This window comes from Achromobacter maghribensis (genome assembly GCF_057334215.1).
On the sequence record NZ_JBHFII010000058.1, the window covers coordinates 36125 to 49867 of the forward strand.

Consider the following 13743-nt stretch of genomic DNA (forward strand, 5'->3'; position numbering starts at 1 on the left):
AGTCCCGCCGTCTTCGTCCTCCGCCGGCCCCGGACGATAATGGCCCTGGCCTTCGCCGGGATGACCGGCGCCGCCCAGGCGCAGACGGTTCCGCCTTCGGGCGACGCCGCCGCAAGCCCCGTGCAGTCCCTGGCCCCCGTGGTGGTCACCGCCAGCGGCTATGACCAATCCATCGCCGATGCGCCCGCCAGCATCACGGTGCTGACGCACGAAGACCTGGCCAGGCAGCCTTTCAATACCCTGCAGGACGCGCTGCGCAATGTCGAAGGCGTCAGCGTCGTGGGTGCCAATGCCAACAAGCAGGACATCTCCATCCGCGGCATGCCGGGCAAATACACCCTGATCCTGGTGGACGGCAAGCGGCAGGGCACGCGTGAAATGCTGAACCGCGAAGAGCTGGGCATGGTGCAGGCCAGCCAGATTCCGCCGCTGGCCGCCATCGAGCGGATTGAAGTCGTGCGCGGGCCAATGTCGTCGTTGTACGGCTCCGATGCGATCGGCGGCGTGGTCAACATCATCACGCGCAAGGTGCCGCAGGCGTGGACCGGTTCGATCAACCTGGGCACGATCTTGCAGCAGCACAGCGAACTGGGTAACAGCCGGCAGGCGGATTTCTACCTGGCGGGCCCGATCAAGGACGAGAAGCTGGGCCTGCAGCTGTTCGGAAAATCCAATCAACGGACGGAAGCCGACGTGGTGGACGGCTCGTATGGCATCCGGGACCGCGGATTGACCGCCCGGCTGACGCTGACGCCGACGAAAGACCAGGACATCCAGCTGGAAGCCGGTCAGGACGAATACAACCGCTACGGCACCGTGGGCAAATCGTTGGCCGCGACCGAGACGGGCGACTACCGATTGAAGAACCGGCACACGCACTATTCGGTCTCGCACGAGGGCCGCTGGAATTTCGGCACGACGAATGTGTCGCTGCAGCGCGAAGAAGGCAAGGCCAGCAACACGATCGGGGACAAGGACGCCACGTCGTATCCGGACACGCGGCTGGTCAATACCACGCTGGACGCGACGTTGACGCTGCCGTTGCCGAGCAACATGCTGAAGGTGGGCGGGCAGTACATCGACACGCGCCTGTACGGCACCGACAAGGAAGCCGCCTCCACCACGGCGCGCAACACCGTGTCGGGCCTCAGCACACGGTCCTGGGCGTTGTTCGGCGAAGACGAATGGGCCGTCACCGACAACCTGTCGTTGACGGGCGGCATGCGCCTGGACGACCACGAGCGCTATGGCCAGCATTGGAGTCCGCGCGGGTATGCCGTCTATCACCTGTCGGACGCCTGGACACTCAAGGGCGGTGTCGCGCGTGCATTCCGCGCGCCTGAACTGCGCCAGAGTTCGGCGGACTACATCCAGGCCACGGGCGGCGCCGTGGGCGCGCCGCGCGGCAGCATCGCCGGCAACCCCGACCTGAAGCCCGAAACCAGCACCAGCACCGAAATCGGCCTGCACTACCAGGACGACGACGGGGTCGCGGCCGGCGTGACGCTGTTCAACAACGAATTCAAGAACAAGATCTACAGCCAATGCGTGACCGGATGCGCGGGCACCTCGGGCGCCACGTACGAGTGGGGCAATATCGGGCGCGCGACCCTGCGAGGCGTTGAAACCAGCCTGACCTGGCCGCTGTCGCGCACGGTCACGCTGACGGGTAACTACACCTATACGCAATCCAAGCGTAAATCCAATGACGAGGTCGCCTATGACGGCACGTCGTTGCAAGGGCAGCCGTTGGACCGGACGCCGCGCCATGTGCTGAACCTGCGGGCGGATTGGCGGGCGACGGACGCCTTGTCGCTGTACGCGTCGGCGAATGTGCAAAGCGAACAGTACTGGGCGAACTATCGCAATGTGTCGACGACGACGCGCCGGCGGCCCGGCGCCACCACGTTCGATCTGGGCGGCAGCTACGAATTGAATTCGCACGTCACCTTCCGATTGGCGGTGATGAACTTGACCGACAAGCGCGTTCCGGTGGACTATCGCACCCGCACAACCGGTCTGGATGGAAACTGGCAAGTCGATGAGGGGCGCCGTCTATGGCTGAATACATCCGTTTCGTTCTGACGGGGGCCACTTTGGCCCTGGGCCTGGCGACGGCCGCGAACGCGCAGCCCGGCCACGGCCGGCCCATGGCGGCGCAACCGCCCGCGTTGGCGATTGGCGTGCCGGCCCAGCAGGTGCAGCGCTATGTGCTGGCCGCGCCGGACGGCGGTCCCGAGTACCGGGTGTCGGTCTGGGCGCCGCCGGAAGGGCCGCCAGCCGCCGGTTATCCCGTGGTCTACATGCTGGACGGCAACGCCGTATTTGAAAGCCTGACGCGGACCACGCCCGCCTTGCCGCAGGGCGCGTCGCTGCAAGCCGTGGTGGTGGGAATCGGCTATGACGATGCCGAACGCTTCAATGTGACGGCGCGGTCTTATGACTACACGCCGCCTTCTCCAGGCGCGGACGCCCCGCGCGGTTCGCCGCGTGATCCCGATGCGCAGGGTTGGGCGAAGCCGGGCGGCGGCGCCGATCGCTTTCTGGCGGTCCTGCAACAACGCATCCAGCCGCTGGTGGAACGGCGCTATCGCATCGATGCCGACAACCGCACGCTATACGGCCATTCGTACGGCGGCCTGTTCGCGCTGCATGTGGCGCTGAGCCGGCCCCAGGCGTTCCAGCACTACGTCGCGGCCAGTCCGTCGATCTGGTGGAACGGCCGATTCATCCTGCAATCGCTGGCGCGTCCGGCGCCTGTGCCGGAACCCGGCGTGGACGTGACCGTGATGGCGGGCGAAGAAGCACAGGGCCACGAAGATCGCCCGGATAGCCCGGAAAGCGTGGTGCGCGCGCTGGGCAACATCCCCCATGTGCAGGCCCGTCTACGGGTGTTCCCAGGCCTTGGCCATGGCGAGATGCTGCCGGCGTCGCTGGCGGCGACGCTGCGCGATTACGTGCGCTAGCGCGGGGGGATGGGTCGCCGCAGGCCGGCCGTCAGGCGCCGCTTGCGGGGAATGCGATGGTGATGCCCACGCCGCGGCCGTCCACGCCCGGCCCCCACTCGATCTTCGCGTGGTGCTTGGCGGCGATCTGCGCCACCAGCGACAGACCGATGCCGCTGCCGCGCTCGATGGTGCCGGCCTTGCGGTAGAAGCGGTCGAACACGCGTTCGCGCTCGGGCGGCGCGATGCCCGGCCCGTTGTCGGCGACGGACAACTGCGCGCCGCCGTCGGGCAGCGGGCCGCAGGATACGGCCACGCGGCCGCCTTCTGGCGTGTAGCGCAAGGCGTTGTCCAGCAGATTGCGCAGCAGCACGCCCAACGCGTCGACGTTACCGTTCACCATCGCCGCGTGGGTGTCGAGGCTGATGCGCTGGTTCTTGCGTTTGGCGAGCGCCTCGCTGTCGCGCACAATCATTTCCGATAGTCGATCAAGCGCAACGGGTTCGGCGCGGCCCTCGCTTTGCGCCTCGGTGCGCGCCTGGTCCAACAATTGTTCGGCCAGACGGGTGGTGCGGGTGGCGACGTCGCGCAGCTTGTCGACCGCCTCGCCGCGTGCTTGCGGGGTATCGCTACGCACCGCCAATTCGGCGTAGGTGCTCAGCGCCGCCAATGGCGTGCGCAACTCGTGCGCGGCGTCGGCCAGAAAGCGGCGTTCCCGGTCGAGCGAGGCGGACAGGCGTTCCAGCAAGCTATTGATGGATTGGATGAAGGGTTGCAGTTCGCCGGGCATTCCCGATGTGGGCAATGGCGTCAGGTCCATGGCCGGGCGGCTCAGGATGGCGTCGCGTGCGCGGTCCACGGGGCGGAAGGCACGGCGCATGACCAGCCACGTGAGTCCCGTCAGTATCAGAAAGAGCACGCTCAGGAACGCCAGGCCGTTTCGCATGCGCGCGGCGGTTTCCGTGCGTAGTTGCGCTTCCGACTTGGCGAACTGGACTTGTATGCGGCCATCGGCATCCGCCACGGAATAGGCGCGCCAGCGTTCGCCACGCAGCGTGACGTCTTCGAATCCGTTGTGGAAATCCTGTATCAGGGGGTAGTCGGGCGCCCAAGGCGACTGCACAAGCAGCCGCTTGTCGGCCAGCGCCCACACCTGGAAATTGAACGATTCGCCATCGAAGCGATTGGAGTAGGGAAGTTCAAAGCGGTCTTCGCTGGAGGGCTTTGCCTGCAGCAGGCTGGTGGGCAGCGACAGCAGCGCCTTCTGGGCGGCATCCCGCAAATCCCGGTCCGACAGGCCGGTCTCGGCGCGGGTCTGCTCCAGGTAGATCAAGGAAAAGACGGTCACCCAGGTGGCGATCATGGCCAGGAACAGCGTAACCGCGACTTGTCTGCGCAGGGTCTTCATGACGACACGTCCGGCACGATGCGGTAGCCCAACCCGTGCTGGGTCTCGATCAGCCCGTCGCCCAGCTTGCGTCGCAACTGATGGATATAGACCGCCACGGTGTTGCTTTCGATGGTGCCGCTGCTGCCGTAGACGGCAACTTCCAATTGATCGCGGCTGACGGTGCTGCCCATGCGTTGCATCAGCGCCAACAGCGTGTGGTACTCATGCGCGCTCAGGCTGACGTCGCTGCCGCCTTGCGTCACCGTGCGGCGCGCGGGCTCCAGCACCACGTCGCGGCAGCGCAACGCCGACACCACGCTGTTGCTGCTGCGGCGAAGGACCGCGCGCATCCGGGCCAGCAGTTCGTCCAGCTGGAAAGGCTTCACCAGGTAATCGTCGGCGCCGGCGTCCAGGCCCTGGATGCGGTCGCTCAGGCGGTCGCGGGCGGTGATGATCAGGACGGGGGTCGTGTCGAAGCGGCCGCGCAGCGCCTTCAGCACCGCCAGGCCGCTGCCGTCGGGCAACCCCAGGTCCAGCAGCACGGCTTGATAGCCGTGGTCCACCAGCGCCAGGTGCGCTTGCGGCATGTCGCGCGCCCAGTCCACGGCGGCGCCATCTTGAATCAGGCCCGCGCGCAGGGCGTCGCCCAGCATGGGGTCGTCTTCTACCAGCAGGATACGCAAGCAAGCTCCAGGGCCGTCCGTGGCGGGTTGCGCCGGGGCCTTAAAGAATTATTAAAAGTTGCTCAGGACAATGCAGGCCAAGCCCCGGGGCGGTCGCCCACGGTCACTGTAATAACACTGAAGGAAGCCCTGATGCGGATGGGTATATTAGCAAGAGGCGCGCTTGCGGGCGCGATGTTCACCGGGGCTGGCGCGGTCTACGCGCAAAGCGGGAACTTCATCGGATTGGGGGTCGGAGCGATTCCCGTCTATGAGGGTTCCAGCGAGTATCGGGCGCTTCCGGTGCCGCTGATCAACTACCAATCCGGCAATTTCTTCATCACGCCCCGCATGGGGCTGCCCGCGATGGGGCTGAAGACTTCGCTGGCATCCGATCTGGATGCGGGCGTGTTCGTGGGGATGTCGCTGGGCCGCAAGGCCGATGACGCCGACCTCACGAAGGGGCTGGACGACATCAAATTCCACGGCGCGTACGGCGCCTACGTGGAATGGACCCCCGGCCGGTATTCGCTGGGCGCGGGCTACAAGCAGGCTGCCCGCAGCGGCTACGGCGGCACGCTGGAACTGCGGGCGTCGTATGCGGCGCTGATGACCGAGAAGCACACCGTGCAGGTGGGCGTCCGCACCGAATGGGCCAGCAGCGACTACATGCAGACCTGGTTCGGCGTCACGTCCTCGCAAGCGGCCCGCAGCCGCGAGGGCCTGTCGACGTACTCGCCCTCGTCGGGGTTCAAGAACGTGGGTCTCTACTCCACCTGGATGTACCAGATCAATCCCAGCTGGAGCACGGTGTCCACGATTGGCGTCAACACCTTGCTGGGCGACGCGCGAGACAGCCCGCTGACGGACCGCAAGACCAACGTATTCGGCTCGGTGGGCGTGGCGTACCGCTTCTGATCGGTGGGCAGGGCGGACGCAAACAGGGATGACGGTTCCGCTGGGGGAACAGATACAATTTCCGCCAGAATTTCCGTCACCCCGTTTTGATGATCCGATCCCATGCCTGCCTTCCCGCCCGAGCCCCAAGCTGTCCACAGCCCCACCACGCGCCACGCGATATTCATCGTCGCCACGCTGAACCCGGGGGCTGCCGCCGCCGAAACCGTCCGCGGCTGGTGCGCCGACGTGGCCACATTGACGCGTACCGTCGGGACGCGCGCGCCGCAGCAGAATCTATCCTGTGTCTGTGCATTCGGGTCGGACGCCTGGGATGCGCTCTTCGGGCAGCCGCGGCCGGCGTCCCTGCATCCGTTCCGCGTGTTCGGCGACGGCGCGCGCGTTGCGGTGTCCACGCCCGGCGATCTGCTGCTGCACATCCGCGCGGAATCCATGGACGTTTGCTTTGAGCTTGCGACGCTGCTGGTCAACGGGCTGGGCGATGCCGTGACCGTGGTCGACGAAGTCCATGGCTTTCGCTACTTCGACCGGCGCGCCATCATCGGTTTCGTCGACGGCACCGAAAACCCCGAAGGGCGCGAGGCCGTCGATTTCACCGTGATCGGCGATGAAGACTCGGAATTCGCGGGTGGCAGCTACGTGCTGGTGCAGAAGTATCTGCACGACATGGCGGGGTGGAACGCCCTGACCGTCGAGAACCAGGAAGGCATCATTGGCCGCCACAAGCTATCGAATGTGGAACTGGACGACGATATCAAGCCGGCGTCTTCGCACAGCGCCCTGACGACGCTGGAAGAGAACGGCCAGGAAGTGAAGATCCTGCGCGACAACATGCCGTTCGGCCGTCCGGGCGTGGGTGAATTCGGCACGTATTTCATCGGCTACGCGCGTTCGCCCGCGCCGATCGAGCAAATGCTCGAGAACATGTTCGTCGGCCGTCCGGCAGGCAATTACGACCGTCTGCTGGACTACAGCCGAGCCGTGACGGGCAGCCTGTTCTTCGTGCCGTCCGCCGAACTGCTGGAATCCCTGGAAACGCGTGCGGCCGTTGCGCAAGCACCGCAGTTGGCGGCAACGCCTTCTCCTTCGGCCGCCTGACGGTTGCTGCCCGGCTCCACGTCACCGGTATTTCTGCTTCTACGACTAAAGACCGATGCGTCCGTACCGGTCCGCTGCTACCGTCCGCCAGGAGCAGTCCCGCAGCTCAGGTTCCAACCTTCCGGCTGCATGGCAGCGCGGCGGGAGCCGGCGCGGGGGCTGCCTGGCCGGCGCTGGCGCGGCTTCCTTTTGTCAGCAAGCAGGAGAACATCATGCAGAAAATCAACAAACCGGAACCGTCGGATACGGCAGCGGACCTTCAGGTTCAGCCTTTGACCTCGGAAGAAATCGGCCAGGTCAGCGGCGGCGTAGGCACGGCCCGGATGCTCACGGCCGTTACGCCGGGTAAAGGCAACGGCGCTCGGGGCAGCATGCTGAATACCGGCAAAGGGCTTTTCACCGGAAAGTAAGTCAACCCGCGACGCCATCAACGGCGCGCCAACGGGAGTCATCCATGGAAAAGACCGTGCCTATGGTGTCGATGGACGACACCTCGGAAAAGCAGGTCCAACCGCTCAGCGAGCGCGAAGTCCTGGAAGTGAGCGGGGGGGCGAATAGCCGGCGAATCTTCATCAAAAGCCCGACGGCCCCCACGGGCCCAGCCGCCAGGCCAAGCCGCCAGAGCAACTTCCGGTAAGCCCGGTTCCAGGCTGCAGTCATGACACGCGGCGGCTTGGCCGTCGCGCGCTTTTTTCCCTCTGCTTGTTTCAGGCCTTGCCCGATGTCGCTTTATCGCAAACAAGCGCTAGCCGCGCAACGTTCCGTCGGACTGGGCGATATCGTCTTGATCCGGCCGGTGTCGTTTGCCCTGGTCACGGCGGTGTTGGGCGGCTTCGTGCTGGCCGTGTGCCTGTTCCTGGCGTTCGGCACCTATACCAAGCGCGCGACGGTCAGCGGCCAGCTTGCCCCGGACGCCGGCCTGCTCAAGCTCTATGTGCCACAGGCGGGCGTGGTGCTGGAACGTCCCGCCCGCGAGGGCCAGCATGTCCGGGCGGGCGACGTGCTGTACGTCGTGTCGGGCGACCAGCAAAGCGCGCTTGGCGACACCCAGCAGGCCATCAGCGGGCAGATACGGCAGCGCGAAGACAGCCTGCGCCAGGCCCGCCAGAAAACCCTGTTGCTGCAACAAAGCGAACACGACACGCTGGCCGCCGGCATCAACGGGTTGACGTCGCAGCTTGCGGCGATCGACAGCCAGATCGACGGCCAACGCGGCCGGATCAAGCTGGCGGAGGATAGCGCGCAGCGCTATCGAAACCTGATGGAAAAGGGCTACCTGTCGCCCGAAGAATCCGACCAGAAGCGCGCTGATCTGCTAGAACAGCGCAACCAGCTGCAGGCTTTGCTGCGCGACCGCATCGGTATCGCCATGGACCTGGCCAATCGGAAATCTTCGCTGGCCGACCTGACGCTGCGCCAGCAGAACCAGCTGGCGCAGCTGGACCGTGATCTGGCGGGCGTGGCGGTGGACCTGACCCAAAGCGAAGCCAAGCGCCGCGTCGTCGTGACGGCGCCGCAGGCGGGCGTGCTGACCGCGATGACGGCCGAGGTGGGCCAGGCGGTGGACCCCCGGCGCCCGCTGGCCGCAATCGTGCCTGACGGCGCCAAGTTGCTGGCCGAGCTGTACGCGCCCAGCCGCGCGGTGGGTTTCGTGGCGCCGGGCGATGCGGTGCTGATGCGCCTTGAAGCCTACCCATACCAGACCTTTGGCCAGCAGCGCGGCGTGGTCCAGACCGTGACGCGCAGCGCGTTGCCGGAATGGCAAATGACCGATGGCGCTGCGGGAACGGGCGATAAAGAACCGATGTATCGGATCACGGTGTCGCTGGACACGCCGGCGTACGGCCCCCAGGGGCAGGCGCTGGCATTGCGGCCCGGCATGCGGCTGGACGCCGACCTGCTTCAGCAGACGCGCCGCCTGTACCAATGGGCGTTCGATCCCGCCTATCGACTGTCGGGGAAACTGTGACCATGCTTGAACGCCTGACGCTCGGCGTCAAACGGCGGGTGCCCAGGCTCCTGCAAACCGAGGCCGCCGAATGCGGACTGGCTTGCGTGGGCATGGTTGCGGGGTTCCATGGCCACCACCAAAGCCTGGCCAGCCTGCGAGGCCGCTTTCCCGTGTCGCTCAAAGGCGCCACGCTTGCAACGCTGATTCATGTGGCCGGCCAGCTGGGGCTGGCGTCCCGGCCCGTGAAGGCGGGCCTGGGCGCGCTTGGCAAGCTGAAACTTCCCTGCATCCTGCATTGGGAATTCAACCACTTCGTGGTGCTGACCGACATCAATGCCCGGTCGGCCACGCTGATCGACCCCGCCTCTGGCGTGCGGAAATGCACCATCAGCGAGCTGTCCGCGTCGTACACCGGCGTGGCGCTGGAACTGTGGCCGACGCCGGATTTCCAGACGGCCAACGAGAACAAACCGGTCCGGCTACGTGAACTGACGGGGCGAGTTACCGGCCTGGGCGCGGCGTTTTCGCAGGTAATGCTGCTGGCGTTGGCGCTGGAAGTGCTGACGGTGGTTCAGCCCTTTTTCCTGCAATGGGTCGTGGACCACGTGTTGAACACCGGTGACCGCGACCTTCTGACCACGCTGGCGCTGGCCTTTGGCCTGCTGATGGTGATGCTGCAGCTGACGTCGGTGGCGCGCAGCTGGATGCTGATGTTCATGGGCACGACGCTGAACCTGCAATGGCGCAGCAACGTCTTCACGCATCTGCTGCGGCTGCCGGTCGGGTACTTCGAAAAGCGGCACCTGGGTGACATCGTGTCGCGCTTCGGGGCCATCGACACCATCCAGCGCACCGTCACCACGTCGTTCCTGGAGGCGCTGCTGGACGGCATCGTCATGGTGATCACGCTGGTGTTGATGTTCCTGTACAGCCCGCCGCTGGCGTGGATCGCGGTGGGCGCCATGGCGTTGTACGGGCTGGCGAGGTGGTCTGGCTATGCGTCGCTGCGCTATGCCACCGAAGAACACATCATTCACGCCGCGAAAGAACAATCGCACTTTCTGGAAACCGTGCGCGGGGTCAAGGCAATCAAGCTATTCCAGCATCAGAATGACCGGCGTTCGCGTTGGCTGGCGCTGCTGGTCAACGAAATCAATGCCGATCTGCGTGTGCAGAAGTGGGCGCTGTTTTTCCGCACGTTCAACGGCCTGCTCTTCGGCCTGTCGTCGATTGCGATCCTGTGGCTGGGCGCGCGGCTGGTCCTGGATGGCCAGTTCACGGTCGGCGCCTTGCTGGCCTTCATCGTCTACAAGACCCTATTCGACAAGCGGGTGGCGGCGCTGCTGGACAAGTTCGTGGAAGTGAAAATGTTGCGGCTGCAGGGCGAACGCCTGGCGGATATCGTCCGCGAGACGCCGGAAGCCGCCGACGAGATGCCGCGCGCGGATGGCGCCGTGACGCAGTCACCCGCCATCGAAGTGCGCAATCTGCGTTTTCGCTACAGCCCGCAAGAGCCTTACGTTCTGGACGATGTCAGCTTTCGCATCGAACCGGGCGAATCCGTCGCCATCACGGGCCCCTCCGGCGGCGGCAAGACGACGCTGATCAATATCCTGCTGGGCATCCTGACGCCTACCGAAGGCGAAGTGCTGGTCGACGGCGTGCCGGTGCGCGGAATGGGCGCGGCCGCCCTGCGCAGGATGGCGGGAACGGTGCTGCAGGACGATGTGCTGTTTGCCGGATCCATCGGCGAGAACATCAGCTTCTTCGACCCGCAGTACGACCCGGACCGAGCCGCCGAATGCGCGGCAATCGCCGCCATTCACGACGACATCTGCGCGATGCCCATGGGCTACAACACGCTGGTTGGCGACATGGGAACGGTATTGTCCGGCGGACAGAAACAACGCGTGTTGCTGGCGCGCGCGCTGTACAAGCAGCCGGCGCTGCTGTTCCTGGACGAGGCGACAAGCCATTTGGACATCACGCGCGAGCGGGTGGTCAACGTGGCCATCGCCAAACTGAACATGACGCGGGTGATCGTGGCGCATCGGCCCGACACCATCGCTGCGGCCGGGCGCGAGATTGCGCTGGCGGGCGGCAAAGTCGCCGCCGACAGCGGCGCGCTTAAACCGGCTTCCCGAACACGCCGCCGCGCCGAGCCACAAGCGTCGCCTGTGTACGATTAAGCACGCCAAGCGTGCCCAGAATCGCCGACACATGTGTCTTGACGGTTTTTTCCGTCATGTTGAGGCGTTCCGAGATTTCCTTGTTGCGCAGGCCGTCGCACATCAGCCGCAGCACTTCGCCCTGGCGCGGCGTCAAGGTGCGCAGCAGGGCGGCATCGTCCTGTGCGCCGGCCGGCGCGCCGGCAGCGAATCTGCCGGGTACGGTGTCGGTCGCGTTGATCGCTTCCAGCGCCGCGGCCAGCTCCTGGCAACTGGCGGATTTGTTCAGATAGCCGCGCGCGCCGGCCTCCATCGCGCGGCGCTCGTCTTCGGGGTCTTGCGAGGCGGACAGCACCAGCACGCGTAGTTGCGAACGCCGTTGGCGCAAGCGCTTGAGAAGGTCCGCGCCGGCCATGTCGGGCAGGTAGTAGTCCATGATGACGTTGCCGATGCCGGTGTGGCGCTCCAGCACATCCAGCGCTTCCTGGCCGCTGGCGGCGGGATGCACCGTCAGCGCCGGCAGGGCATGCGCCAGCGCCATGACCAGGGCTTCGCGGAACATGGCGTGATCATCGACAAGCAATACGGCCTTCATTCGGCGTCTCCGGAGTGGGGGCTGGCGGCGGATGCCCGCAGCATGGCGGTCACGCGTTCGCGCAACGCCTGCACTTGAACCGGCTTGTGTAATAGGGGGATGCCGCGCGCGGCGGCTTCGGCCAGCCGCGCCGGATCGGTGTCGCCGCTGACCAGCAGCGCGGGCAGGTCCGGATCGTTGTATTCCTCGCGCAGACGCTCGATCACGTGGATGCCGGTTTCGTGTTCGCGCAGGCGATAGTCGCTGATGATCAGGGCAGGGCGTTCGGTCAGCAGCAGCACGCGTTCGAACAGGGCATTGCCGCTGGTTGCCGCGATGACGCGGCATCCCCAGCTTTCAAACAGCATGGTCAGTCCGGCCAGGTTCTGGGCATCGTCGTCCACCAATAGCGCCAATTGCCCCGGCAGTCCGGCTTGCCGTCCGGTTGGCCGTGACGCTTCCGGACTGGCCTCGGTGGGGCCGGCGTCAACGGCGCAAGACAGCGGCATGGTCACGCTGAATACGGTGCCGTGACCTTCTTCGGAACGCAATTCCAGCGGGTGGCCCAGCAGCCGCGCCGTGCGGCGGACGATCGCCAGGCCCAGCCCAAGACCCTTGCTGCGGTCCCGTTCCGGATTGCCCAGTTGGTGGAATTCCCAGAAGATCCGTTCCTGTTCGGGTTTGGGAATGCCCGCGCCGTTATCCCAGACTTCAATACGCAATTGGCCGTCGGCGCGGCGGCAGCCGACCAGCACGCGGCCACCGGCCGTATGCGTGATGGCGTTGCTGATCAGGTTGCGCAGGATGCGTTCCAGCAGCACCGGGTCCGAAAATACGCTGGCCGAGCAGGCGCGCACGCGCAGCGACATGCCTTTTTCCCGGGCCTGCGGCGCGTATTCGGCGCGCAGCTGGTCCAGCAGCGGATTCACGGGAAACCCCTGCCAGCGAGGGTCGATGACCCCGGCGTCCAGCCGCGACAGATTCAGCAAGGCATCGAAAAGGTGGCCCATGGCCGCCATCGCGCTGGCGATGTTGTCGACCAGGTAGTGGCCATGGCGGGACAGGGGCTCATTGGTCAGCAAGCCCAGGAAGAGATTCACCGCGTGCACCGGTTGGCGCAGGTCATGGCTGGCGGCGGCGAGAAACCGGGACTTTTCCAGGTCGCTGCGCTCGGCCGCGGTTTTCTCCTGGCGCACCTGTTCCAGCAGCGCGAGGTTCTCGTATCCCAGCCGCAACGCATCCAGATGCGTGCGATTCATGCGATGGATGAAGGCCAGGGTAGCGACCAGGTACGCCAGCCCGCCCGACACCAGCGCCAGATGGATGGCGGATGGCTGCGCGGCCAGCGCGATGAACATGGGCGCGAAGGCGGGTATCTCGAACGCGTACATGATGGGCAGCACCATGTAGTTCGAGTAGATGGCGCCCGTGCCCAGGCCAAAGAGGATGACGATGAAAAAGAGCTGATATTCCAGCGGAACGAAGAACGTCCAGTAGGCAAACGGCAGGCCCCACAGGATGCCGGAGCAAAGGTTACCCACCAGCATGCGCCGCAGCCAGCGTTGCGCAGCGGCCGGATCCGCGCGGCGGCGGTCGTAGGCGAACATGGCAGCCAGGCGCAGCGCGCCCACGGCAAGCGTCGCCCCGATCCACCACAGGACTTCATTCAGGGGAAGCACGCCGTGCAACGCAAAGGCCGAAAAGCAGGCGCTGATCAGCGACCCCGCCAGCGCAAATGGGAAGCTGCGGCGCAAGGCCTCTACCTGCACCTGATGGATGCGGGCGGCATGCGATGAAGCATGCGATGCGGCGGGCGCGGAAGGGGAAGGAGACGGGCCGATGGCGGGCTGCACGGGTCTGGGGGAAGGCTACGCGCGGGAAAGGCCTGGACCGGGAAGACCCGGTGCGGAATGTAGGCGGATTTTAGACCGATTGCGGCGCGACAGGGCGTATTTGCAGCACGGCGGTCAAGACGGTCTGGCCTGGCGCGGACGAGACCTCAAGCATCCCGTTCACGCGGGCAATGCGGGCGTGGGT

The 13743-nt window shown here is 65.7% G+C and carries 11 protein-coding genes; 7 read left to right on the forward strand and 4 right to left on the reverse strand.

What is annotated here, in order from left to right; genetic code table 11:
* Positions 1-39 precede the first annotated feature (39 nt).
* The gene (locus ACE039_RS24985) at positions 40-2085 is read left to right on the forward strand and encodes a TonB-dependent receptor domain-containing protein (protein WP_485823601.1); all 2046 of its coding nucleotides are present in this window, start codon (positions 40-42) and stop codon (positions 2083-2085) included.
* Complete coding sequence (locus tag ACE039_RS24990; RefSeq protein WP_485823602.1) at positions 2058-2966, forward strand: alpha/beta hydrolase; 909 nt, start codon at positions 2058-2060, stop codon at positions 2964-2966. Before ACE039_RS24985 ends, ACE039_RS24990 begins: the two co-directional genes overlap by 28 nt.
* A 31-nt stretch (positions 2967-2997) precedes the next feature.
* On the opposite strand, the gene ACE039_RS24995 is transcribed toward ACE039_RS24990, so the two are convergent.
* Positions 2998-4353, reverse strand: a complete 1356-nt coding sequence (locus ACE039_RS24995; protein WP_485823603.1) for an ATP-binding protein — start codon at positions 4351-4353, stop codon at positions 2998-3000.
* On the reverse strand, positions 4350-5018 hold the full coding sequence (locus ACE039_RS25000; RefSeq protein WP_448709556.1) for a response regulator transcription factor: 669 nt from the start codon (positions 5016-5018) through the stop codon (positions 4350-4352). The genes ACE039_RS24995 and ACE039_RS25000 overlap by 4 nt, the downstream gene beginning before the upstream one ends.
* Positions 5019-5150: 132 nt before the next feature.
* Here ACE039_RS25000 and ACE039_RS25005 point away from each other — a divergent pair, with 132 nt between their 5' ends.
* From ACE039_RS25005 to ACE039_RS25025, 5 genes are all read left to right on the forward strand, one after another.
* Complete coding sequence (locus ACE039_RS25005) at positions 5151-5915, forward strand: MipA/OmpV family protein (RefSeq protein WP_105556190.1); 765 nt, start codon at positions 5151-5153, stop codon at positions 5913-5915.
* A gap of 102 nt (positions 5916-6017) precedes the next feature.
* On the forward strand, positions 6018-7013 hold the full coding sequence (locus ACE039_RS25010) for a Dyp-type peroxidase (protein ID WP_448709557.1): 996 nt from the start codon (positions 6018-6020) through the stop codon (positions 7011-7013).
* Between the two features lie 212 nt (positions 7014-7225).
* On the forward strand, positions 7226-7423 hold the full coding sequence (locus tag ACE039_RS25015) for a hypothetical protein (protein WP_448709558.1): 198 nt from the start codon (positions 7226-7228) through the stop codon (positions 7421-7423).
* Between the two features lie 311 nt (positions 7424-7734).
* On the forward strand, positions 7735-8982 hold the full coding sequence (locus ACE039_RS25020) for an HlyD family secretion protein (protein ID WP_485823604.1): 1248 nt from the start codon (positions 7735-7737) through the stop codon (positions 8980-8982).
* Positions 8979-11153 carry a peptidase domain-containing ABC transporter gene (locus ACE039_RS25025; protein ID WP_332007454.1) on the forward strand — a complete coding sequence of 725 codons (2175 nt, stop codon included), beginning with the start codon at positions 8979-8981 and terminating at the stop codon, positions 11151-11153. Before ACE039_RS25020 ends, ACE039_RS25025 begins: the two co-directional genes overlap by 4 nt.
* Here the strand turns inward: ACE039_RS25025 and ACE039_RS25030 are convergent.
* Both ACE039_RS25030 and ACE039_RS25035 read right to left on the reverse strand, forming a co-directional pair.
* Positions 11092-11727, reverse strand: a complete 636-nt coding sequence (locus ACE039_RS25030; protein ID WP_448709562.1) for a response regulator — start codon at positions 11725-11727, stop codon at positions 11092-11094. The genes ACE039_RS25025 and ACE039_RS25030 overlap by 62 nt on opposite strands.
* On the reverse strand, positions 11724-13559 hold the full coding sequence (locus ACE039_RS25035) for an ATP-binding response regulator (protein WP_485823605.1): 1836 nt from the start codon (positions 13557-13559) through the stop codon (positions 11724-11726). Before ACE039_RS25035 ends, ACE039_RS25030 begins: the two co-directional genes overlap by 4 nt.
* Positions 13560-13743: the final 184 nt, after the last annotated feature.

What these genes read in the sequence shown, in the direction of transcription:
- ACE039_RS24990 (WP_485823602.1), top strand. Translation starts at nt 2,058, where the DNA reads ATGGCTGAATACATCCGTTTCGTTCTGACGGGGGCCACTTTGGCCCTG.
- ACE039_RS25015 (WP_448709558.1), top strand. Translation starts at nt 7,226, where the DNA reads ATGCAGAAAATCAACAAACCGGAACCGTCGGATACGGCAGCGGACCTT.
- ACE039_RS24985 (WP_485823601.1), top strand. Translation starts at nt 40, where the DNA reads ATGGCCCTGGCCTTCGCCGGGATGACCGGCGCCGCCCAGGCGCAGACG.
- ACE039_RS25005 (WP_105556190.1), top strand. Translation starts at nt 5,151, where the DNA reads ATGCGGATGGGTATATTAGCAAGAGGCGCGCTTGCGGGCGCGATGTTC.
- ACE039_RS24995 (WP_485823603.1), bottom strand. Translation starts at nt 4,353, where the DNA reads ATGAAGACCCTGCGCAGACAAGTCGCGGTTACGCTGTTCCTGGCCATG.
- ACE039_RS25020 (WP_485823604.1), top strand. Translation starts at nt 7,735, where the DNA reads ATGTCGCTTTATCGCAAACAAGCGCTAGCCGCGCAACGTTCCGTCGGA.
- ACE039_RS25010 (WP_448709557.1), top strand. Translation starts at nt 6,018, where the DNA reads ATGCCTGCCTTCCCGCCCGAGCCCCAAGCTGTCCACAGCCCCACCACG.
- ACE039_RS25030 (WP_448709562.1), bottom strand. Translation starts at nt 11,727, where the DNA reads ATGAAGGCCGTATTGCTTGTCGATGATCACGCCATGTTCCGCGAAGCC.